The organism is Clostridium sp. AF34-13 (assembly GCF_003477845.1).
In the GTDB taxonomy this organism is placed as follows: Bacteria; Bacillota; Clostridia; order Lachnospirales; family Lachnospiraceae; genus Butyribacter; species Butyribacter intestini.
Genome location: NZ_QUEB01000006.1, coordinates 169,332 through 191,038, shown reverse-complemented (window position 1 = coordinate 191,038; position 21,707 = coordinate 169,332). Strand labels below are relative to the sequence as shown.

Here is a 21,707-nt window from a genome sequence, read left to right as displayed (position 1 = left end):
ACCATCACCTCTTTACCAGGCTCGCGCGGAGCTTCAATGTCTTGTTTTTGTACTGCACGTTATCAACAAATGAAATATTGTAAAGCTGGCCATGAAATACAATGCGGAAGTGTTCACTATCAATCGCAGCCGCCTCACTACAATAACGGATTAGAAAATATAAATCTGTCTGTGCATTTACCTGTGCTGCTGCCCAGTATTCTTTTCCAGAAAGATTATTTGCGTATGCAGCACAAGAATAATAATCATCCCAAACAAGAACATGATTTCCATCCTTATCTGTTACAGCCTTACTTTTTTGAATTGTGATACGTTCCCGCATTGTCTCAATCATCAAAAGACCTCCTTACGGATTGGAAAAAGCAGATACTTCACCGTTTCAGTCAGGTTCTTGTGATCCGCTTCTTCCCTGTGTTCATACAGGTACGCAATCGTAAAGAGCTCTGCAATTTCGACAATCTCCTTATACGGGAGCAGCTCCTCATCATTTAAGCGCGTCACCTCTCTTACCAAGGTTTCTGCCGAAACGATGAGACCGCTAATCAGTGCATCATCATCTGAGGAATCTACTCTCAGATAACTTTTTGCTGTGTCTAACGTAACCTGCATTTATCCTACCTCCTGGTCTTATTTTGCAGACGCCTTTACATCAAGTGTCTTTACCGCCTCAGAAAGAATCAACTTACCATCGACTCTCTCGGATGCTAAAAATCCCACCTGACCGGTTGTTGCAAAGAGCTCATTTAATCTCTTAAAGCTGCGTCCCTGGCGATCTGCAATCCAGTAATAAGAGTAATCACCAAAGGCCATAACTCTATTTCCGGCAGCGAGTTCTGGAACATAAATGGATGTCCGATAAGGACGATTCAAAATTCTATCCGGCTCTCCCTCTCTTACAGAAGGCTGCCAGATATAATTTCCATTTCCATCCTTGAGCTTACGAATTGCCTTTACTGTAGAATCATTAAGCAGCCAAGTTGCCTTATTTCGATAAGGTGCGCGAAGGCTATAATAAAGATCCATCACATCATCAAAGGTAATACTTGTGGTAGCTGCTGTCACACCAATGTCCGCACCACCGGTCTTATTGAAAATACCAATCGGCTTTCCGGTACCATCACCAATGAAGAAGGCTTCCTCTTCCTTTGTTCCAATACGACGTCCAAACTCCTTAGAGATGTACTGCTCAATATTGAATACGGAATCATTAAGAAGCTCATCTGATACCTTGATCATAGTAGCGAGCTTGTGTGCTCCAATGGAAGTCTGTCCAAAGCTATCATCGCTTTCTGGGAACTGACCGCCTTCATCAATCCATGCTGCTTCTCCCTTGGAAGTAACAATCGGAATCTTACGATCTCCAGATGATGTTTTGATGACAGTTGCGAGGCTTCTGAAGAACACTTCGTCCTCCAGGGCTTCCACTAACTTCTTTTCATACTCGTCCGGAACCAGATACCCACCCTCAGAATCCGTACCAATGGAAAGAGCGTTCTGGATTTCATAAGAATTCTTGTTTCTCATGCTATTCCAAAACGCTCTCTTATACTCGTCTGTAGCTCTACCGGTCCTTGTTTCACCTCCCAGCAGGGTGTTTGGCTTATTTGTAATTGGTGTACTTGTTGCTTTTGTAAGCTCTGCATCAATCACTGCCTGACGTTCGAGTCGGTCAATCTCTTTTCCAAGATCAACAACCTCTGCTTCCATCTTGTCATAAGTTGCCGCATCCTCCGCAGACATCAACCCATTGGATCCCTGCTTGGAATCTAAAAATGCCTTTGCTGCCTCCCATGCTTTTGCTCTCTTTTCCTTTAATTCTAATACTTTACTCATTATGAAATCCTCCTATCGTTTTAAGAGATCAAGTCTCTTTCTTAACTGGTCTACAGGTACTGTTTCCGGTGCCTTATCTGTCACCTTATTCAAAAAGGAATCTGCAACCGATTTTCTGGAATAGGCATAGGCATTCTGGAATGGGAACTTCTTCTTTTTCTCATCCTCGTCGCCTTCACCATCTTCCCCTGGTTCTTTTCCTTCTTCTTTCTCATCCGGATCCTCATCTTCTTCCGGCTTTTTCTTAGGCTTTTCTTCTGCGGCAAATAATACTTTGTCAGCAAATCCAAGCTCTACAGCTTTCTTGGCATTAAACCAAGTCTCGTCATCCATCATCTTTGACAGCTTGTTTCTGGAAAGACCGGTCTTATCCACATAAGCATTTAAGATGGATTCCTTCACCTCATTTAACATTGCAATGGCGGCTTCCATATCTTTGGTGTTTCCCATTGCAAGTGTCGCCGGGTTGTGAATCATCATCATTGCTACTGGACTGACAAGTACGGTATCTCCTGCCACAGCAATAACCGACGCTGCAGATGCTGCTAAACCGTCAATCTTAACTGTCACATGCCCCTTATAATCACGAAGCATGTTGTAAATCTGAGCTGCTGCAAATACATCTCCTCCTGGAGAGTTAATCCAAACAGTAATATCACCGCTGTCTGCATTCAGCTCATCCTTAAAAAGCTGTGGAGTCACTTCATCGCCATACCAGGTCTCATCTGAAATTTCTCCATTTAAAAAGAGCGTCCTCGTTGCTTCGAGTTCGCCCTCATTCTTTACCCAGTTCCAAAACTTACGTTTCATCGCTTACCTCTCTTTCTATTATTTTCTAATGGTTTTTCTTCCGGCTCAGGTTCCGATTCTTCCTGCTGCGTCTGTCCAGCAAAAATACCAGCATCAGACAGCTTGCACATATTTCCGTTAATGAGGTATAGATTTCCACCTTCCTCATCAGATAAAGGATTTAAGTCCTCCATCTCCCTGATATCATTGGCAGATAACCACCCGTTCTGTCTGCCAATGGAATAACCATTCATTCGTGACTGATAATCACCTCGAAGCAGGCCATCCACATTTAACTTAATGAAATACTTTCCCTTTTCCCCTGGAAGAAGAAGAGCCTTTTGTAAGCTCTGCTCCCATCTGATTACCCAAGGATCCAGGGTGTACTTTACAAACTCTAGCGACTGCTGCTCAATATTGGAAAAGCTCGACTTCTCCAAATCTCCAACCATATGAGGTGGAATACGATAGAGCCTTGCTATTTCATTGATCTGAAATTTCCTGGTTTCCAAAAACTGTGCTTCTTCCGGTGGAATACCAATCTGCTGGTATTTCATTCCTTCTTCCAAAACAGCAATCTTATGCGCATTATTGGTTCCCCTATACACTGCGTTCCAGGATTCCCTCACCTTTGACGGATCCTTTAATACCCCAGGGTGTTCCAGCACGCCGCCAGGATTGGCCCCATTCGCAAAGAAGGAGGCTCCGTATTCCTCACAGGCAAGTGTCATGCCCACAGCGTTTTTTGCCATTGCAATCGGTGAATATCCAATCAGACCATCAAAACCAAGTCCCGGAATATGCAGTACATCTTCCTTTTTCAGTTTGATGTCACCATACTGTTTGAAGTTTGGATTCTCCTCTGTATTTCTGGAATACACGTAGTAGATTTCACCCTTCTCATCACGCTGCACATCCACCTTGTTTGGAAGCAGCGGGTAAAGAGCAAGCACCCTACCAGCTCCATCTCTAATGATCTGCGCATAGGCATTTCCCCAAATTAAAAGATGACTCATTAGCGTTTCTCTAAACACAAATGAAGTCATCTCCGGATTGGGCTCATCATGAAGCACCTGGTATAGGTTGTGGTCATAAACCATCTCTTTACCGCCACCTTCTTTGTACTGGTAGACGTGAATCGGAAGTGATGCGACAGCTTCCGACAAAATTCGCACGCAAGCATACACTGCTGTGGTCTGCATTGCAGTCGTTTCATTCACCGACTTACCGCTGGTTGTCCTTCCAAACAGGAAGGAATAACCGGCATCTGCGGCCTTGTCCTGGGGCTTATCTCTCGCCTGACCAAAACCAAATAAACTCTTAATTCCCATAGGGCACCTCCTAATTCTTTACATGAAAAAAGCACCTACCGAAGTAAGTGCTCCTTATAACTATTTGGCTATATATTGTTTCATCTCATTATATCTTCCAATTAATAAATCCGTTGTCTCTTTTCTTTCAAAAGTCTTTCTGTCATCAAAATCAATCTCAGGTTGTGCCACAATAAACTCGACAATCTTTGCAAAAATCACTGTAGCCTGATCTTCATTTGACAGAACATCCAATATTTTCTTACAATAAGTTTCCATCTTATTTTCATTAAATCTTGGAACTTTTTTGCCAGACACATACATTCTAAACAACATCATCGCATGATATCTGGACTTATTGTATTTCTTATCAATCACTTTATTTGTAATCAATTTTTCTATTTTATATTGTGTCAAGGAACTCGTATAATAAATCCATTTTTGATCAGTAGGATTAAATATCTTATCTCCAACTTTTTTTACAATAGCGCCATAATTACCTGAAACTCCATGTGGATTGTTTAGAAACATTGCGGTTACTGATTTTATCTGTTGTGGAATATTAATGATTCTTGTTTTTGGAATGGATTCCAAACGATATTGACCTGTTCGTCTTTCATAATACAATCTATCTTCTTCTGGAAAAGTACTATAAAATGTTTCCAATCCTTTTTGAAATTCAGATAACGCCTCAAGCTGTTCAGGCTTTATAGATGTCTGACTATTTGTTGCCTTTGTTATCCTATTTTTAGTTGTGTCATCTGTTGTCTCAATGACCTTAATAGGTATCAACAAATCATCTATCCATTCTATATTCCTATTGTCATACAAAACGTGACTTGTCTGGCACCCATTTACAATTTGATAATCTGTTAAAACTGTGGTGGTTCCTGTCATTGTTAGCTTATCTGCAATGATAGTTATTCCATTATTAAGCATACAAAATGAATTAACATCTTTTGTCTTTAATGTGTCCATTATTGCTTTATTAACCGGATTTGTATCACCTAAAAAGTCACGAATGTTATCATCAAAAACAGGTTTAAGCGCATCGGCCTCGCCTATTATAATTTTTCGATATTCGCTGAACGGGATAACCCCACTATATCCAATACTTTTATTATCTTCATCACTAAACATAACAATATTTTTTTCAAATTTGAATTTAGCAGACATAACATTCTTTGTATTTCGATACATTGTCTGTATTTCTGCTGCTCCACAAGGAGTAAATCTCACTTCTGAAAAAATATTAAGATCCATTAATTCTTTCACATTTCGATCTTTCACCTTTGTTAATGTTTTGTCGCCAGTCCATTTTCCTGTTGTTACATAATACATGGACAGCTTTGGATTAGCTTCTGTCATATACTCCGCATGATTATAAATGTATTCCTTCATTTCAAAAAAATCTTTAACCTCTTGCGTTGTAAATTCCGAAGCATCATCACCGAAAAATGATTTTGTGAACTCAAAAAAATTCAACATTAAAGTATTATCAAACGATGAAGAAGTCTTTGCTTGAATAAACACAAAATTCACATCCAACATTCGAGAATTTTGTATCTGAAACTCAATCTCTGATACCGACGTAACCAGTTTATGATTAACAATAATCCCAATACCATCGATTCCTTGCGCATTTTTTCCTGTTGAAAATTCTTCTAACTTTATATCAACAATCCCATTTTCTCTATTTACGCAACAAAAATTGCAAAAGTGTTCAAATGCTTTATCTTCTTCTTTCCCATCTATTTCATATGAGTTGCAAAACTCACCTAAAAACTTTTTTGTTATCTGGTCCACTCTAATACCTCCTATAACTAAGTCAGTATTATCATAGCAAAAAACATGACTATTTTCAACAAAATGCACATTATCACCTCCTCCTGTTATAATATGATTATTCCCCTATTATCATACACACTTTCACAATTTCCCTGATTTCTCACAGCTCTATCAACCGCCATAATCGCAGCCACGATACCGTCAATTTTCTCCGGCGATTTGGCCTTTGTAACCTTGATGTTCTCTGCTGCGTCCTGCTCTACTACTACATTTCCACTCATCCAACGAAGCACTGGATTTCCTCCATGCACTATGCGAGCTTCCATGAGAAGTTTATAAAATTCCTTAGTGGCCGGACTCATATCCTTGTAGCCCTGTCCAAATGGAACCATTGTAAATCCATCATCCATCAGGTGCTGGGTAAGCATGGTGGCGTTCCATCTATCCACCGCGATCTCCAAAATGTGATACTTGATTCCCAGGTCCTCGATGAACTTTTCAATAAAATCATAATTGACCACGTTACCTTCCGTAGCCATGAGATACCCTTGCGCGCGCCATACATCGTATGGAACTGATGCTCGCCTTACCCTGATTGAAATGGTATCCTCCGGGATCCAGAAGAACGGTAAAAGAATATATTTTTCTTCTTCCGTCCTAGGTGGAAATACAAGCACCAAAGCTGTGATATCTCCTGTACTAGAAAGGTCCAATCCTCCGTAGCACTCTCTCCCAAGAAGGCTATCCATATCAATGGGTTCATTTCCCTGATCGTATATCTGCTCCGGAATAAACCTGGTAAGACTGGACACCCACATGTTAAGACGAAGCTGCTTAAACACGTTCTCCTCTGCTGGATTTTGAAGAGCCTCCTTATAGGCATCTCGCACTCTGTCAATCTGAATGGTCTGTCCCAGGGAGGGATTTGCTTTGTACCAGTTTGCTTCATCATGCCAATCGTCATCATCGGTAAGGCCAAATACCACAGGATAGAAGGTTGGATCAATCTTTCTTCCCTCCAGAATATCCTTGGCCTTGGTGTGAAGTTCATAGCAAATACTCTCCTTCTCTGTACCCGCTGTAGTGATTAAGAAGAACAATGGCTGCTCTCTTGCGTCACCGGAGCCTTTGGTCAGGACATCGTATAAGGTTCTGGTTTTCTGCGCATGCACCTCATCCAGCACAAGGCCTGAAACATTAAGACCATGCTTGGTGCCAACTTCTGCAGATAGTACCTGGAAAAATCCCTGGTTGGAATAATTCACAATACGCTTACCAGCACTCATGATTTTGCTTCGTTTCATAAGCGCCGGTGTCATCTTCACCATCTGATTGGCTACATCGAATACAATGGAAGCCTGTCCACGATCCGCGGCTGCGCCATATACCTCGGCGCTTGGTTCATTGTCTGCATAAAGCAAATAAAGAGCGACTGCCGCAGCAAGTTCACTCTTTCCATTCTTCTTTCCAATCTCTATGAAAGCGGTACGGAACTGCCTACAATTATCCTCACCCACGATACCGAAAATATCGCGAATGATCTGCTCCTGCCAGGGAAGCAGCCAGAACCTTTTTCCGGCCCACTTGCCCTTTGTATGGCGCAGGTTTTCAATGAACTTCACAGCTCTATCAGCCTTGCCCTCATCGTAATGAGAAGTCGGCAGCATAAACTTTGTGGGCTGATAGTCCGTAAGCCTCGGATAATCCTTTGGCCTAGTTTCAGCCATCAGCCATTACCCTCAAGCAGTAAAAACTCCATCTCGTCCACGCTGCCTTCCTGGACTTCACCTGCTATCATTCTGCTTCTAAAAGATGGCGTCAGGCCAAACTCACTGCAAAACTTAAGCATTACCTTCAAGTTGGTCTGTGCGATAGATACCTGCGGTACCTGCTGCCAATAACCACTTGGAGTTTTTACAATTGTTCCATGTTTCTCTATGAATTCCTCGGCTTCCTTCCATCTTGCATAGGACTGACAATAACCTGCAAAGGCTGCCATATCCATTTCTGTAAGGGTACCCAGGTTCACCATTTTATCTGCAAGCCTGTCCCATTCCTCTTTCGCTTCATCGTTTAGCCAAGAAGGACACTCTGGTGCTTTCTTTTCCGGAACCGGCTCATACATATTAAGCGGTCTCTTTCCTGGATTTCCCTCCAGGACCTTCACCGCAGTAGGCTTTGGTTTTCTACCTCTCGTTGCCATTTCAAATCTCTCCTTTCAGTGCAAAGTAAAAGGGCCCCGGTTAAGGAGCCCTATGTAAATTCGTAGGTTGTTTTTAGTTGTATTCGTTTAACAAAATGCTATAAGCAATGTTTGTTTCCTCATCCGCAGGCTCAATGTCCCAGCCCCTATCGTAGTTGGCTTTCCACTCTCCGTCGATCTTGATGGAAAGTTTGCTAATCTTGCCTCCGTTGATTCCGTAATACTCGCTTGGTTCCTCGAAGGCTTTCACCCAGTAGTGGGCCACCTTCATTCCTCCGTCCTTTACCGGAATTCCAATTGTTCCCTCGTGCCATCCGTTTGCCATTGTTGTATCCTCCTTTTCTTTTGGTAGGTACATATTCGCTCTAAACCAAGGATATATCCAGTCAATTCTGCATCATAAACCTACCAAAGATGTGCAAGAAATACAGTGATAAATTGTGTATATTGCAACGAGCAAGCAGGCCCTGCGGCCCGCCTCCCGGAATTGTCTTTCTTAGTTTATTGTCATCTTAAATGCTGGAATTTTCTTCTTTTCTCCAGTCTGCCAATCATCGTAGCGGCTGTTGATTTCTACCAAGCCTTCTAGGTGGCATCCTCTTTTTTCAAGTTCTGCGATTGTTTCAATCAGGCTTGAAAATGTAGAGCTGATAGTGAATTCGAAAATTTCAAACCTTTTCATATTCTCCAAAATCTCATCAATGTCATGGTCCCAAATGACCTCACTGAAATCTGGTAGGTCGTTTCCTGCGTCAACGCTTGTAAAGTATGCGGCTCCAAAAGTTGCGTTCACATTAATGTCTCTGTACTTAATTCCTGCTTCTGCTGCTTTGTCTAAAACTTCAATTCTTCTCATGGCTTGTAGCCTCCTTTTCTTTTGGTAGGTACATATTCGCTCTTATCATTACATTTATCCAGTTAATTCTTACCATAAATGTACCAAAGATACCGGCGGCACATTGTGCATATTATTCTATGATTTTTCTGCAAGAATCCTCGCCATAAGCAACTCCCAAGCTGCTGCCGCAGTCCCAGGAAACATGAATGGTGCCAATGTCGTCCACTCCAGTAACGGTTCCTTTACTTCCTGCTGGAATGTGGCGGAACGGATCGTTCATCTCAATAAGCTCCACCCTGGTTCCCTTCGGATATTCCTTCTTCAATCTTTCTACAATGTGCTCTGGTATTCCAAACATACTAATCATCCTTTCCATGCGCTATCTCCGGTCAAATTTTCAAGCATCACCTTTCTACAGGTTTTGAACTCGTCCCCATTCAGACCAAGCCTTATGAGGAAACATCGGAATGCGTACTTCACATTTTCTATTCTGGTCTTTTTCATGACCGCTTTTTTATGTATCATTGCCTGCTTGCAAAGGGCCAGGGTAAATTGCAGGTAAGCCTGCACCCGGTCCGGCTCCAAAGTGGAATTAAATAATCGAAACTCCACAGTTCCATTCGAAAACAGAGCATGTAAATTAAGTCCATGATATCTGGTACTATGATATTTTCCTTCGGAAGTTTCATAAGGTGATTCCAGATACCAGACCTTTTTAAGCTCTGCAAGACTCTCCGGCTTCTTTTCCAAAATCAAATCCACCAAATCATCATTGATGCGCTTGCAATATTTCATTCGATCCTTCGGTATAGAAAGGGCCTTATATAAAAGCAGCTCTCTACTACCAATCAAGGTCACCAGGTTTACTATCGCCTGGGGAGTGAAGTTCTTCCCATCCACATGAATATGAAGCCCGCAGCTGCGATTCACTCTGGCTCCGAGTTGTTGCATATTTTGCAACAACTGCTTTAGGCACTCCAAATCTTCATACTGCAGAATCGGTGTCACCAACTCACATTGTTCTTCCTCAGCAAATGCTTCAATACTGGCATCCCTGACCACCCGCCATATCCGGTGCTTCTCATCTGCAATATCTCTTTCCTTAAGCTCACCGCCTTCATAGAAAAATCCGGTTCCAAAGAAGTCGGCCACTATGGTCGCAGCCGCCTCTCTGGTAATCCCTATGAATTCAATTTCTATTCCAAACTTAAGCCTCTTCATCGGCATTTGCCTTCTTGGTCAGGTACTTCTGCTTGTGGGCTTCCTTCTGTTCTTCCGTTCTAAAAGCGCTGTGGCCGCTTAGGTGGGAAAGTAAGAGCTTTCTGGTTGTCTTATACTCTGTACCGTCTAGGCCCAGACGTACCAGCCAAATACGGAAGGTGTACTTTTCGTTATCAACCGGTGTTTTCTTCACGCGGATGTATTTGCTTTCCAAGGCAAGTATGTTGATTTTTCCTGCCAGGGTGGTAAAAGCGGTAACCAGGTCACTATCATCAGTTAATGGAAATCCGGTAAAGGTAATCTTGTCTGCTTCAAACTTGATTCCCTTTGTCATGTTGTCGCTTCCACATTCTTCCCAAAGGCTTATGAATTCCTCGGTTGTCTGTGGCGGTTCCTCCATGATGACTTCCATGAAGCGCTCGTTCACTTCAAAGGCTCTTGGTGCGTTGATGGCCTTGTTGATCAGCTCCGCTTTCGTGTAAAAAATGGAAATCAGGTTAATCAGGCTAAGTCCTGTGTGGCCTTCCATCGGAAGCGAAATCTCAAGCACCTCCCTGTCCTCATCCCAAGCTCCGTCGATCAGGCACTTTGATGTGAGTGTAAGAAGAAGCTCCATTCTTGTTTCTATGTTCTCCACCACCAGGGTTCCGTCTCGAAGAACCGCCAAATCCTCATTCTTGTATGCGAAGGTTGGTGGTCCCTGGTACTTCATCTTTTCTCCTGTTGTCTCCTCAATTGCTGCAATCAGCTTTTTTCTGTCTGCTACTAAACACATAATTTCCATGCTGTGTTCCTCCTTTTCTTTTGGTAGTACATATATCACTCTACCGGCAAAAAATAGCAAGTTAATTCTGTGTATTATCTGAGGTTTTTTCAGGCTTTCCAGGCACTTCAGAATATGGAATTTTCACTCCATCACGAACCACGAAAACACCATCCTCGGAGCCGGTCTGCTCAATATATCTGCGAACAATCACATCCACAAATTTCTCATCCAGCTCAATGCCATAGCAGATACGATTGGTCTGCTCGGAAGCAATCAGTGTGGATCCTGAACCTAAAAATGGATCAAGCACAATGCAGTTGCTCATGCTGGAATTCTGGATTGGATATGCCATAAGAGCTACCGGCTTCATCGTAGGATGATCCTTACTGGCCTTTGGTCTATCGTATTCCCATATAGTTGTCTGCTTTCTGTCTGAATACCAGTTATGCTTGCCACCCTTCTTCCAACCATAGAGACAAGGCTCATGCTGCCACTGGTATGGGCTGCGTCCAAGAACCAGCGCGTTCTTCTTCCAGATGCAACATCCGGAAAGATAGAAGCCTGCTGCTACAAATGCCTTACGGAAGTTCAGTCCCTCAGTGTCAGCATGGAAAACATAAATGGAAGCGTCCTGCTCCATCGACTGTTCCATATTTACAAACGCTGCAAAGAGAAAATTATAAAAATCCTCATCAGCCATATTGTCATTTTTGATTTTTCCGGCGGTCTCCTCGACATTGACATTGTATGGTGGATCCGTCAGAACCATATTTGCTTTCTGGCCATTCATCAAAACATCATAAGTCTCAGGCAGTGTGCTATCTCCGCAACAAACTCTGTGTCTGCCAAGAAGCCACACATCACCAAGTTTAGCAATCGCGGGTTTGGAAAGCTCCTCCTCCATATCGAAGTCATCCTCTGTGATGTTCTTATCATGCACGCTGTTAAAAAGCTGCTCGATTTCCGGCGGATCAAAACCTGTAAATGCAACATCAAAGTCGCTTGACTGCAAATCCTTAATCAGGTCTGTTAACAGTTCCTTGTTCCATTCACCGGTGATTTTGTTAAGTGCAATGTTCAGTGCTTTTTCCTTGGTCTTATCAATATCGATAACAATACAATCAATGTCCTTATAACCAAGGTCTGAAAGAACCGTCACTCTCTGGTGTCCACCGATGATTGTCATATCTGTATTTACAATAACCGGTTCCACATATCCAAATTCAGTAATACTATTTTTGATTTTCTCGTACTCTGCATCCCCAGGCTTTAGTGCCTTTCTGGGATTATAGGAAGCTGGCACCAGGTCAGCAATCTTCAATTTTTTAAATTCCATGTTGGTCTCCTTTACTTTTTTTGCATAATAAAAAGGCATCCAGGATTTCCTGAACACCTCACACATTCCAAAAACACATATTACGAAATTCGCTTTAGAATCAATTTCACTTCATCTTCCGACTTCTCCGCTTCCTGCTGCCTGCGTTTTATCTCAGCGGCACTCGGCTTCTCATCCGGATCCGTCCAAAAGCGATCTTTGACATAACAATCCCTGCCGCAGTATTTCCTGTTTGGATTACCGAAGGAGATAAATGTCCTATGGCAGTATGCGCATCTGCACTCGTAACGCTGCTTTTTGGATTGCGCATCCTTATCCGGATTTACTTTCCACCAGGCCCTTCTGCATTTTTCGCTACAAAAGAGCTTCACTCCCGAATGGGCATTACGGATCAGCGTCGCACCACAGTTCTTACAGTGGTTTGGCATTTCACGATGCAAATCATAATTCATCGTAACTAAAGCAGCGCTTCCCGCAAGGCCATGTGTCTTGCAGTAGTATCTGACATTCTCTTTTGTTACAGTTCCGATTTCATTTGCGATTGCCTGGTAGCCAAGACCTTTCAGTCTCAGTTCCACAACTTTCTCTTTTTCATCTGCTGTCATAGGTTTCTCCTTTCCGGCCAGGGCCATTTTATAAAATACCGGCGCACAGTTTACCCCGGAAATAAGCGATATTATCCGCAAACACTAAACCTTTACAGTGTATTCCCCGCGTACAACTCCACTTACCCCTTTACAATTTCGCGAAAATGCGCGTTTGAGGGGGCATCGGTCTTCAGGCTTTTAACCCGTAGAGATTTATACCGCCCCTCCCCTGTCACTCTTTCACCTTCACAGAAAGATAAATTCCCTAACCTACTAGAATTTATACGTTGGATTGTTATCCTCATTCCATGTCTTCTTATCATGACAAGGTTTACAAAGCGGCTGCCAATTACTCTCATCCCAGAACAGCTTCTGGTCACCACGATGCGGTACAATATGATCAACGACAGTGGCCTGGGTTAGTCTACCCACTTTCTTACACTCCACACACAATGGGTGACTGTGCAGGTATCTAACGCGAGCCTTCTGCCAATGCCTGTTGTACCCACGCTTGCTAGCGCTGTCTCTGTCGCTTTGGTGGACAGCTTTGTGCTTGTAACAATATGGTCCGCAACCATAAGGTACTAACTCAGAACACATAGGATGCTTGCAAGGTACGCTTGGTCTATAAGGCATACCATCACTCCTTCCCAACGCGAGGTGCGGTGAAAGGATAAAGCCCGCACCCACGCCAAAGAAAACAAAGAAAAAAGCCCGCTGGAACATCTCCAGTAGGCCTTTTACAATTCTTTGCAGTTTAATAATATCACAACTATTTTTGAAAAACATTACCGACTTTTTGAAAATGCTATCACAAGAGTTGCCTTCGGCAATAGCAATATCGGCAATAACACTAACTATCTAAAAGATTAAACGTTCTCTGCACATAAGTTTCAAGAAACAACGCTTGCTGATTATCAGAATTTTTATCTAATTTCGGCTTATGATTAATTATCAAAACTTTTCGGCTATACCTAAATTTAGCATTCATATCCAAGAATATTCTAGAAATTCGATTATCTTGTTTCTGTGATTTTTTACTTATTAAATCAAACGATATATCCGGATTCGGATAATTTGTTTTTCCTCCCACAATTCCAAAGAGTTTTCCATCTTCTCTCTCAAAGAATTTTATATAGGCAAAGAAGTGATATTTTTCATTGCCGTCCGAATCTAAGTATATTTTCTTCAAACCACTAAACGGCTTTTCTTCCGGAAGCTCTAGAGAAAACACTGACTCTATCCCTTCGCAGTCTTTTAGCTCTTTCAAAATATAGTCATATGTAAACAACTTAAATTTTAAAGCTAACCCATTAATAATAATATCAAAATAATCACTATCTTTTTCCATCTATTTTATCCTCGCAAATTTAATCATAATTTATTGTACCATTTATTTCAAAAATAAACATTGTAGAATTTTTGTTCACTCCAAAAAATTACAACTATAAAATCACATGACGAATTTCAGATAAATGTCAGAGACAAACAAAAAAGAACCCGCCACAATTTACTTGCAGCAGGTCAAAAATTAGCTTAGTAATATTCTAATCTGTTCTGATTCTCTTTTCTGGTATGTTCGGATGAGATTGTCTATTGCGGCTTTTCTTAGTTTTTGAAGTTTCGTAACACTGATAAACATCTCCTGTGAAACTTCCTCCCAAGTAAGACCTTTAAGCACCAGCTCCTGCATAACATACGCTAAATCCTCTGGAAGATTACAAATGGTATCTTCTAAGAAGGATATCTCGTTATCAAGAACAGCATATCTTTTTTGCATTGGCACAATCAGCTCTTCATTGATTCTCTCCAGCTTTTCCCGATACCCAAGAGCAATCCTGGCTGTTTTATCAGACAAATCACTACTTTGTACCCTTTCCCCATCTGGATGAGAGAAACTCATAGCACTGATCAGCTCGTCTGCTGAAAGGAACTCCTGAGCTTCCATCTGTTTCTTTAAGTGCTCGCGTTCTCTCACCATCTGGGGATATTCACTTATTATTTTTTCCACGTATCCTTTCATGAATCCTCTACTCCTTTCGTAAGATTCTTGCTTTTACTGCATTAAGCAACGCTTCCTGTGTCACATCTTTAGTTTCCAAAGCAAGTAAAACGTCTTCATCAATGGTTCCTTTGGTGATGATATGCTGTACCGTCACAGTCTCCTTCTGGCCTTGACGCCACAGTCTTGCATTGCACTGCTGGTAAAGCTCCAGACTCCAGGTAAGTCCAAACCATATAAGATGGCAGCCACCTTCCTGCAGGTTCAGTCCATGTCCGGCACTCGCTGGATGAATAATGGCAACCGGTATCTTTCCTTCATTCCATCTGGTAATATCTTCTGATTTATCAATGGGTACTGCACCAAACCGTTCTATCAGCCTATCCCAGTCATGCTTAAACCAATATGCAATCATGACCGGATTCCCATTTGCAGCTTCGATTAAATCTTCCAGCGCATCCAGTTTTCTATCATGAATCCACCTGACCTTACCGTTTTCATCATAAACAGCACCATTTGCCATCTGATGTAACTTATTGGAAAGTCCAACTGCAGATTGTGCATCAATGTCTCCATCTTCCAATGGTAAAATCAAATCCTCTCGCAGGCTGTCGTATAACTTCTGCTCTTTTTCACTCATTTCTACTTCCACATTCGATACAATAAGCTCTGGCATATTCAAATGATCCGTTGCTTTCATGCTGACACAAATATCTGATATTTTGTCATAAATAGCTGCCTCTGCTCCTTCTCTTGGTTTGTAGGAAAATATCACATCCCGATTTCTTTTATCCGGCATAAAATAGCGATCCCGGTAACCACCTATGAATCTTCCCAGCCTCTCGCCCATATCAAGTAAGTTTATCTGAGCCCACAAATCAATCAGTCCATTTGGCATCGGCGTTCCGGTAAGTCCCACCACTCTTTTTACCGTTGGCCTGACCTTACGTAATGACTTAAAGCGTTTACTCTGATGACTCTTGAAGGAACTCAGCTCATCAATGACAACACAGTCAAAATGAAAATATCCATTTTCAATCAACCAGGTAACATTTTCTCTGTTGATGATATACACAAATGCCGGACGACAGAGTGCTTCTCGTCTTTCTTTTTCTGAGCCTACAACCACAGAATACGTCAGTCCCTTTAAGTGGTCCCACTTTACAATTTCCTTTGGCCAGGTATCCTTTGCTACTCGAAGCGGCGCTATGATAAGAACTCGTCCCACTTCAAAATAATCAAGCAGAAGCTGCCAAAGTGCTGTAAGTGTAATTATTGTCTTTCCAAGGCCCATTGATAAGAGTAATCCGCAGGCCGGATGTGAAATAATAAACCCTGTGGCATATTCTTGATAATCATGCGGCTTGTATGATTGCATCTAAAACCACCTCAACTTTCTCTTTTCTATCAATGCAGAAAACTAAAAATCCTAATGCTTCCAATTGGCTTTTTCTCTTTTCCTGTAAAAGTCTCATCTTTTTGCCTGGTGCCTTCAGCTCAATAAAAGCCATCTTTCCATTCGGCATTAACACCAACCGGTCCGGCACACCAGAAAGACCAGGACTTACAAACTTTAATGCCAGACCATTTCTTTTCTTCGCAGCCTTAACTAAAGCTGCCTCCACTTCTTTTTCTCTCATAAAACCTCCATTGCCGATTTCTATTTCCAAAGGCTCCAAAACTCTATATGCGTATATAGGGTATATACATGTACTATTGCGTATCCTTTTATTATTCATTTCCATTTCTTATATCAATGAGCAATATAAGCAATAGTATAGAAGAAAGCCTGATATTTACTTGTTTTCTCCCATTGCTATTTCTATTGCTCATTTCTTGGCAACGAAACTGCCTAACGGCAATACTTTATTTTTTAGCAAAAAGGCAACTCCTCGTCGTCATCTGCTATTGCTGTTCTTACGTAGGCAATCTGTGAACCATAATCCTTAAAGGACAATTTTCCGGATTTATTCCCGTCATAACGCTTCCAGCCATCGAGCTTCGCCATAATTGCATTCAGTTCATAACTATCCTGCTTCCTGATATTTGCCGGTTCTCTTCCAAAACACTCTGCCCATATCTCCAGATTGCAGACCTTGTCCCTTGGCGCTACGCCCGCACGATTCTGCGTGGTAAACTCATCCCCAGCCAGATACATACGCTTTTCTGAAAGTGACAGCTTCGCCCAATCTGCCGGTAAGAGCTTGTCCAAATATTCACGCACAAGTCCTTCTCTATCATCATTTTCCAGCGCTTCCTGCTGTTTCTCCGCAGCCATTTCTGCGTCCGTTCCTTTCAGAATCAGCTCCTCACCCGCATTATATAAGGTCAGAGCTTCCGCCCAAATCTGCTCTAAAAGCATCTTATCCATATTCCAAGGATGCTTCTCACATTCTTCAGTTACCTGCACCGGCCAGAAACGTCTATTACCTGTAACATCACGAAGGAAGTGCTGACTATTAGAGGTTCCACAAATAACACACTGGCGTGGATGACTCTCTACCACAGTACCGTATGCCACACGAAACTTATCATCCTGGCGGGAAGCGAAACTCTTAACCGTCTCTACCTCCACCTTTTTAATACCGTTCATTTCGCCAATTTCCATAATCCAGAATCCCTGCAGCTTCTCAGCTCCGGTCTTATCTCTCATATCTGAAATGGTAAGTGAATCAGAAAACCAGACACCTCCGAGCTTTGCAAAGAACATACTCTTTCCAATTCCCTGCGGTCCTGAAAGCACTAAAACGGTGTCAAACTTAATGCCCGGCTCATATACACGTGCTACTGCGGCCACTAATGTTTTTCTGGTAACAGCACGCACGTAAGAACTATCCTCTGCACCTAAGTAGTCGATAAGCAGCGTCTCCAGGCGCTTCTTGCCATCCCACGCTGGTAATCCTTCCAGATATTCCTTAATCGGATGGAAGGACCTCTCTGCTGTAATCGTAAGCAGTGCGTTCTTTAATTTAGACGGACTGAAGATGTGATACACTCTATCAAGATAAGCTGTAAGCGATGCAAGATCTGCATCTGACCAACCCGGCTTTAACTGCTCCCAAGGCAGAAGCTCTGCATCCCGAATAGAAATACCACAAGAATGTTCATTATAGGCAATCTCATGCAAACGCTGATCATATCTAAGAATCGTCACAAAGTTTGTCAGCGATTCACTGATTCCACCATTCTTATCAAGCTCCAGCTTTGTCTGCCAATTCACATCGTTACCGTCATCAAAATCATCTGCTGCCTGCAGTTCTCTTTCCTTTGCAAGCTGCTGCTTCACCTTCTCATCCTTAATTGCAAAATCAACCATAGCTTTAAATGAAGGCATCTTAGACGGAGAAGTATCTGGTTTTGCTTTGTCATCCAGGGCACCATACTTATGAATCCTTATAACATCAAACGCATTCATAAGCTGACCGCAGGCCGGATCCGTCGCATGATGACTATACGCAAACTTGTCATCATAAATAACAACACCTGCACTACTGTCTGCCGGTATATAATCATATCTTCCCGCCATAGCTGACGGCTTATAAATATCCGGAATAAACGTATCAATGGCTTCCTCGATAGAATATGCTCTACAAAAAGCTCCAACCATTCCTTCCTTTTCTAACGGATCCGCCTGTTTTGCAATGGTACGCTTCACAATCTCCGACTGGCGTGAACTCATCGGCCACTCGCTTGTATCATGCCAATCCTTATAGCGAGCCAGGATATCATCCGGATTTAACATTGGACCATCCTGCGATTCAAAAAGGAACACTCCATCTGATGAAGTGGAAGGCCAATACATAAGTCTTGCAGCCTCATGACAGGTATCATCCACCATCTCCATCCCGATATCCTTTGCAACCATTCTGGATACCGGAGCATATTCTTCTGCAGACACTTCTCTGGAAAGTGGAATAATCAGTCTTACTCTTGGTGCCTCCGGTGTATGTTTATGGGTAGAATACATAAGACATTTAAAATCAAACAGCATTGTAACTGCATCCCACACTTCTGGCACCGCATGGTCCAGGTCAAGCGTCAACATAGAACGCCCATCAACAAAACCATTCTTACGTTTTCCCTGCTTTAATGCGCCTCCAACAAAGCCTCCGACATCCTTTGTATTGTCCTGTGCCGGCTTACTCATCTTTCGATATTCTGCAACTGTTTCTGTGGTACGAATCGTCTGGGAACACTTCTGCTTAAAATCGTCCCAGCTCATATCTTTATTCTTCCACGTCTTGTCCATTCGACTATTTCCGACTGCGATTCTCATTTGCTGCATCCTCCTTTGCAAGTTTTTTCTTTAAGCGGTTGATTCCTACTGTAGCTCCACCAAGATCTCCGGCTCTCATCTGGCCAATAATGGTACGATAGGTCTGCTGCGGAATCCGCGCCTTAATTGCATTTAATTCTCTGATTGCCTCATTCATTGTAAAATCCTCCTAATCCTTCTGATAAAATTCACACTCATAACCTGCTGCGTTAAGTATCAGTCCTGGCGTCCACTCCGGCGCTTTCGACATAATCTGACAAGCATCTTCTAAAGATGCATCAATCGGTGCCTCTATTACTGCTTCATCATGTACATGCATTACAATCTTGTATCCGGCAGCAAGCAGTCTACTCATGGCTTCTGCCAAGATATCTCTGCTCATCGCCTGAATAATGTTTTCCACGAACTTTGGTCCATACGAGCTGATATCTCCCCATTTCTTTGAAGCATCCACACCCATATAAGAAATTTCGTCTCTATCATATTCATTGCGATAAATCTTCGGTTTCACATAAGCCAGACGTCTACCACTCGGCAAATGAATAAACAAGATGCCTTTTTCAAATGTGAATCGCAAGCACTTATATTCCTGCGGCTGTCTATCCCTTACTGCTTTGATTACACACTTATGAACGTCCCACCACAGCTTTACAATGTTGGGATTGGACTGACGCCAAGAATCTACGATAGGTTTTAATTCCTCCTCTGTAAGTCCCATATCAATGGCACCCATTGACTTCATAGCGCCTTCGCCACCGCCATACCCCAGTGCAAGCTCTGCAATCTTACCTTTTTGTCTAAGTTCTGCATTTACTCCATGCTTTTCAACAGGAACCCCAAACATCTGGGATGCAGATGCACAATAAATATCTCCATTATTCTTAAATACTTCCTGTCGCCAACTCTCCCCAGCAAGCCATGCAATCACTCTGGCTTCGATTGCGCTGAAGTCCGCAACCATAAACTTGCAACCACTTCTTGGTACAAATGCTGTTCGTATAAGTTGTGACAATGTATCCGGAATCGAATCATACAAAAGCTCTACCGCCTCAAAGCAACCAGACTTTACAAGATCTCTGGCGACCTTCAAATCGGGAATGTGATTTTGCGGAAGGTTCTGCACCTGAATAAGTCGTCCAGCCCAACGACCTGTTCTGTTCGCGCCATAAAACTGCAATAAACCATGTGCTCTCCCATCACTGCAGCGGCAAGTCTGCATCGCAACATACTTCTTAACTGACGACTTCGACAAAAGCTGTCTAAGCTCCAGCACCTCTTTTACATCACCAGATACCTGATCCATAACCGCTGCCACTTCTGCTTTGGCAAGACTATCCATCTGAACACCTTTTGCGTTAATCCACTCTTTAAGCTGTATTGGTGAGTTAGGATTTTCAAGACCGGTAAGCTGCTGTGCTCTCTTTAAATATTTATCCCTGGATTCTTCATTACATTTGATGGCCTGTGACACAAGCTCCATATCAAGCTCGATTCCTAAATCGTTAATACGCTGATCCTCCGCATATTGCTTCCACAAAAACTCCGGAACAGGGAATAAACTAACTCGATCAAGTATCTCCATCTCTGTTTCCACATCTCGCTTGTTATAACTTACAAACTGCTGCCATTTTTCCAGGTCATGCTGTGGAAGATTTCTTGTTCTCCCACCATTACTTTTCGTTGCTTTACATGGCACTGAGAAATATTTAATAAGGTCCTTTCCTGACTCCAGCTTCTGTTTTTCCACTCCAAGCACTGCACCTACTTGTGCTAAGGAACCCGGCAAACCTAAATATAAGGAAGCAACCATCGTACAGCGCCAGCTCTCCGGCTCCAGATATTCTCCCAAATATGCACCAAGGCACACACGTTCAAACTGTGCATTAAATGCATACTTCAAAACATCCGGACTCTTAAGTGCCTTTATAATCTCCTCCGGTAATTTTTCCCCTCTTGCAAGGTCAATCACCTTCACTTCTCCACCATCTACTGCATAACCAAAAAGCAGAACTTCAAAGCCGGATGATTGATCTACGTATTTATAGACACCCGACTTTAAAAGATCTGCTTCGCTGTATGTTTCAATATCAATATTTAATCTCTTCATTTTTCTATCACCTTTCTTAATTCGTAAGTGGTTGATTGGAATCACCTGGAAGGCTATATACCTTCCAGGCTTCCTTTGCTTCTTATATTAGAAGCTGTTAATTTAAAAACTCGTCATCATCAGCGGCACCAAAGTCATCTGCTGCAGTTACTCTTCCACCGCCTAAGCTCTCACCATCTCTGACCTTCTGAATGTTACCAAGTCCACAAGCGATACCTTTATTTCCATTTGTATTAAACGCATAGAAATTAACAGATACCTTCGCATAGCAGCCGCTGTAGACTTCTGTCTCATCTGTGATCGGCATTCTATCCAGACCAACAATCTGAGGTGCTGTTTTGGAATTGCAGTTGATAAAGTAGGAATCAGCATAGGCCTCATCGTCTTTCTCAACGTCCCCATCTCTGAGCGGCAGCTTTAAAGCTCCCTTGTTTGGCTTCTTACCACCAAACTTTGAAATGCCATCTGTGATTGCCTGGTCAATAGCCTTGTTGATAAGAGAAATGGTTTCTGTGTCGCTCTTTGGAATAATAAGAGAAACACTATACTTCTCATCTGATCCATTGATACTCTTTGGCTTCCACACATTTGCATAAGAAAGTCTTACCTCGTTAGTTACCACTCTGTTACCGTTCATAATCTTAGCCATAA

General features: G+C 42.4%; 24 protein-coding genes. All 24 read right to left on the bottom strand.

Going from position 1 to position 21,707, the window contains the following annotated elements; all coding sequences use genetic code 11:
* Positions 1-4: 4 nt before the first annotated feature.
* On the bottom strand, positions 5-334 hold the full coding sequence (locus DWZ63_RS07145) for a phage head closure protein (protein ID WP_118499255.1): 330 nt from the start codon (positions 332-334) through the stop codon (positions 5-7).
* A complete protein-coding gene (locus DWZ63_RS07140; protein WP_055941525.1) occupies positions 334-609 on the bottom strand; it encodes a head-tail connector protein in 276 nt (91 codons plus the stop codon). Before DWZ63_RS07140 ends, DWZ63_RS07145 begins: the two co-directional genes overlap by 1 nt.
* Positions 610-627: 18 nt before the next feature.
* A complete protein-coding gene (locus DWZ63_RS07135; RefSeq protein WP_055941522.1) occupies positions 628-1,833 on the bottom strand; it encodes a phage major capsid protein in 1,206 nt (401 codons plus the stop codon).
* A 12-nt stretch (positions 1,834-1,845) separates the two neighbouring features.
* Positions 1,846-2,643: a head maturation protease, ClpP-related gene (locus DWZ63_RS07130; RefSeq protein WP_055941520.1), complete on the bottom strand. Its 798-nt coding sequence runs from the start codon at positions 2,641-2,643 to the stop codon at positions 1,846-1,848.
* Positions 2,640-3,953, bottom strand: a complete 1,314-nt coding sequence (locus tag DWZ63_RS07125) for a phage portal protein (RefSeq protein ID WP_118499253.1) — start codon at positions 3,951-3,953, stop codon at positions 2,640-2,642. The genes DWZ63_RS07130 and DWZ63_RS07125 overlap by 4 nt, the downstream gene beginning before the upstream one ends.
* A 60-nt stretch (positions 3,954-4,013) precedes the next feature.
* Positions 4,014-5,807 carry an AIPR family protein gene (locus DWZ63_RS07120; protein ID WP_055941516.1) on the bottom strand — a complete coding sequence of 598 codons (1,794 nt, stop codon included), beginning with the start codon at positions 5,805-5,807 and terminating at the stop codon, positions 4,014-4,016.
* 17 nt (positions 5,808-5,824) lie between these two features.
* On the bottom strand, positions 5,825-7,387 hold the full coding sequence (locus DWZ63_RS07115) for a terminase TerL endonuclease subunit (RefSeq protein ID WP_118499270.1): 1,563 nt from the start codon (positions 7,385-7,387) through the stop codon (positions 5,825-5,827).
* A gap of 59 nt (positions 7,388-7,446) precedes the next feature.
* Entirely contained in the window at positions 7,447-7,923 is a 477-nt protein-coding gene (locus tag DWZ63_RS07110; protein WP_055941512.1) for a phage terminase small subunit P27 family, read from the bottom strand.
* 73 nt (positions 7,924-7,996) lie between these two features.
* Complete coding sequence (locus DWZ63_RS07105) at positions 7,997-8,248, bottom strand: hypothetical protein (protein ID WP_055941510.1); 252 nt, start codon at positions 8,246-8,248, stop codon at positions 7,997-7,999.
* 171 nt (positions 8,249-8,419) lie between these two features.
* The gene (locus DWZ63_RS07100) at positions 8,420-8,779 is read right to left on the bottom strand and encodes a hypothetical protein (protein ID WP_055941508.1); all 360 of its coding nucleotides are present in this window, start codon (positions 8,777-8,779) and stop codon (positions 8,420-8,422) included.
* A gap of 112 nt (positions 8,780-8,891) precedes the next feature.
* On the bottom strand, positions 8,892-9,128 hold the full coding sequence (locus DWZ63_RS07095; RefSeq protein ID WP_243020512.1) for a DUF4314 domain-containing protein: 237 nt from the start codon (positions 9,126-9,128) through the stop codon (positions 8,892-8,894).
* A complete protein-coding gene (locus tag DWZ63_RS07090) occupies positions 9,125-9,982 on the bottom strand; it encodes an amidoligase family protein (protein WP_055941506.1) in 858 nt (285 codons plus the stop codon). The genes DWZ63_RS07095 and DWZ63_RS07090 overlap by 4 nt, the downstream gene beginning before the upstream one ends.
* Complete coding sequence (locus tag DWZ63_RS07085; RefSeq protein ID WP_055941504.1) at positions 9,969-10,766, bottom strand: hypothetical protein; 798 nt, start codon at positions 10,764-10,766, stop codon at positions 9,969-9,971. The genes DWZ63_RS07090 and DWZ63_RS07085 overlap by 14 nt, the downstream gene beginning before the upstream one ends.
* A 61-nt stretch (positions 10,767-10,827) precedes the next feature.
* Positions 10,828-12,084, bottom strand: a complete 1,257-nt coding sequence (locus DWZ63_RS07080; RefSeq protein ID WP_055942970.1) for a site-specific DNA-methyltransferase — start codon at positions 12,082-12,084, stop codon at positions 10,828-10,830.
* An 80-nt stretch (positions 12,085-12,164) separates the two neighbouring features.
* Positions 12,165-12,689, bottom strand: coding sequence for a DUF5320 domain-containing protein (locus tag DWZ63_RS07075; RefSeq protein WP_055941502.1), 525 nt, complete (start codon positions 12,687-12,689; stop codon positions 12,165-12,167).
* Positions 12,690-12,944: 255 nt separating this feature from the next.
* Positions 12,945-13,271: an HNH endonuclease signature motif containing protein gene (locus DWZ63_RS07070; protein WP_330592993.1), complete on the bottom strand. Its 327-nt coding sequence runs from the start codon at positions 13,269-13,271 to the stop codon at positions 12,945-12,947.
* Positions 13,272-13,524: 253 nt separating this feature from the next.
* Entirely contained in the window at positions 13,525-14,022 is a 498-nt protein-coding gene (locus DWZ63_RS07065) for a hypothetical protein (RefSeq protein WP_055941500.1), read from the bottom strand.
* 180 nt (positions 14,023-14,202) lie between these two features.
* A complete protein-coding gene (locus tag DWZ63_RS07060) occupies positions 14,203-14,694 on the bottom strand; it encodes a hypothetical protein (protein WP_055941498.1) in 492 nt (163 codons plus the stop codon).
* A gap of 7 nt (positions 14,695-14,701) precedes the next feature.
* On the bottom strand, positions 14,702-16,051 hold the full coding sequence (locus tag DWZ63_RS07055; RefSeq protein WP_118499252.1) for a DEAD/DEAH box helicase: 1,350 nt from the start codon (positions 16,049-16,051) through the stop codon (positions 14,702-14,704).
* Positions 16,029-16,313 carry a VRR-NUC domain-containing protein gene (locus DWZ63_RS07050; protein WP_055941494.1) on the bottom strand — a complete coding sequence of 95 codons (285 nt, stop codon included), beginning with the start codon at positions 16,311-16,313 and terminating at the stop codon, positions 16,029-16,031. The genes DWZ63_RS07055 and DWZ63_RS07050 overlap by 23 nt, the downstream gene beginning before the upstream one ends.
* A 233-nt stretch (positions 16,314-16,546) precedes the next feature.
* On the bottom strand, positions 16,547-18,949 hold the full coding sequence (locus DWZ63_RS07045; RefSeq protein WP_055941492.1) for a virulence-associated E family protein: 2,403 nt from the start codon (positions 18,947-18,949) through the stop codon (positions 16,547-16,549).
* Complete coding sequence (locus tag DWZ63_RS07040) at positions 18,927-19,106, bottom strand: hypothetical protein (protein ID WP_055941490.1); 180 nt, start codon at positions 19,104-19,106, stop codon at positions 18,927-18,929. Before DWZ63_RS07040 ends, DWZ63_RS07045 begins: the two co-directional genes overlap by 23 nt.
* Positions 19,107-19,118: 12 nt before the next feature.
* On the bottom strand, positions 19,119-21,056 hold the full coding sequence (locus DWZ63_RS07035; RefSeq protein ID WP_055941489.1) for a DNA polymerase: 1,938 nt from the start codon (positions 21,054-21,056) through the stop codon (positions 19,119-19,121).
* Between the two features lie 97 nt (positions 21,057-21,153).
* On the bottom strand, positions 21,154-21,705 hold the full coding sequence (locus DWZ63_RS07030) for a DUF2815 family protein (protein ID WP_055941486.1): 552 nt from the start codon (positions 21,703-21,705) through the stop codon (positions 21,154-21,156).
* Positions 21,706-21,707: the final 2 nt, after the last annotated feature.

Bases quoted from the DNA above. Each gene is read 5' to 3' on its own strand.
- DWZ63_RS07145 (WP_118499255.1), bottom strand. From the start codon at position 334: ATGATTGAGACAATGCGGGAACGTATCACAATTCAAAAAAGTAAGGCT.
- DWZ63_RS07140 (WP_055941525.1), bottom strand. From the start codon at position 609: ATGCAGGTTACGTTAGACACAGCAAAAAGTTATCTGAGAGTAGATTCC.
- DWZ63_RS07135 (WP_055941522.1), bottom strand. From the start codon at position 1,833: ATGAGTAAAGTATTAGAATTAAAGGAAAAGAGAGCAAAAGCATGGGAG.
- DWZ63_RS07130 (WP_055941520.1), bottom strand. From the start codon at position 2,643: ATGAAACGTAAGTTTTGGAACTGGGTAAAGAATGAGGGCGAACTCGAA.
- DWZ63_RS07125 (WP_118499253.1), bottom strand. From the start codon at position 3,953: ATGGGAATTAAGAGTTTATTTGGTTTTGGTCAGGCGAGAGATAAGCCC.
- DWZ63_RS07115 (WP_118499270.1), bottom strand. From the start codon at position 7,387: ATGCTGCCGACTTCTCATTACGATGAGGGCAAGGCTGATAGAGCTGTG.
- DWZ63_RS07110 (WP_055941512.1), bottom strand. From the start codon at position 7,923: ATGGCAACGAGAGGTAGAAAACCAAAGCCTACTGCGGTGAAGGTCCTG.
- DWZ63_RS07105 (WP_055941510.1), bottom strand. From the start codon at position 8,248: ATGGCAAACGGATGGCACGAGGGAACAATTGGAATTCCGGTAAAGGAC.
- DWZ63_RS07100 (WP_055941508.1), bottom strand. From the start codon at position 8,779: ATGAGAAGAATTGAAGTTTTAGACAAAGCAGCAGAAGCAGGAATTAAG.
- DWZ63_RS07095 (WP_243020512.1), bottom strand. From the start codon at position 9,128: ATGATTAGTATGTTTGGAATACCAGAGCACATTGTAGAAAGATTGAAG.
- DWZ63_RS07090 (WP_055941506.1), bottom strand. From the start codon at position 9,982: ATGAAGAGGCTTAAGTTTGGAATAGAAATTGAATTCATAGGGATTACC.
- DWZ63_RS07085 (WP_055941504.1), bottom strand. From the start codon at position 10,766: ATGGAAATTATGTGTTTAGTAGCAGACAGAAAAAAGCTGATTGCAGCA.
- DWZ63_RS07080 (WP_055942970.1), bottom strand. From the start codon at position 12,084: ATGGAATTTAAAAAATTGAAGATTGCTGACCTGGTGCCAGCTTCCTAT.
- DWZ63_RS07075 (WP_055941502.1), bottom strand. From the start codon at position 12,689: ATGACAGCAGATGAAAAAGAGAAAGTTGTGGAACTGAGACTGAAAGGT.
- DWZ63_RS07070 (WP_330592993.1), bottom strand. From the start codon at position 13,271: ATGTGTTCTGAGTTAGTACCTTATGGTTGCGGACCATATTGTTACAAG.
- DWZ63_RS07065 (WP_055941500.1), bottom strand. From the start codon at position 14,022: ATGGAAAAAGATAGTGATTATTTTGATATTATTATTAATGGGTTAGCT.
- DWZ63_RS07060 (WP_055941498.1), bottom strand. From the start codon at position 14,694: ATGAAAGGATACGTGGAAAAAATAATAAGTGAATATCCCCAGATGGTG.
- DWZ63_RS07055 (WP_118499252.1), bottom strand. From the start codon at position 16,051: ATGCAATCATACAAGCCGCATGATTATCAAGAATATGCCACAGGGTTT.
- DWZ63_RS07050 (WP_055941494.1), bottom strand. From the start codon at position 16,313: ATGAGAGAAAAAGAAGTGGAGGCAGCTTTAGTTAAGGCTGCGAAGAAA.
- DWZ63_RS07045 (WP_055941492.1), bottom strand. From the start codon at position 18,949: ATGAGAATCGCAGTCGGAAATAGTCGAATGGACAAGACGTGGAAGAAT.
- DWZ63_RS07040 (WP_055941490.1), bottom strand. From the start codon at position 19,106: ATGAATGAGGCAATCAGAGAATTAAATGCAATTAAGGCGCGGATTCCG.
- DWZ63_RS07035 (WP_055941489.1), bottom strand. From the start codon at position 21,056: ATGAAGAGATTAAATATTGATATTGAAACATACAGCGAAGCAGATCTT.
- DWZ63_RS07030 (WP_055941486.1), bottom strand. From the start codon at position 21,705: ATGGCTAAGATTATGAACGGTAACAGAGTGGTAACTAACGAGGTAAGA.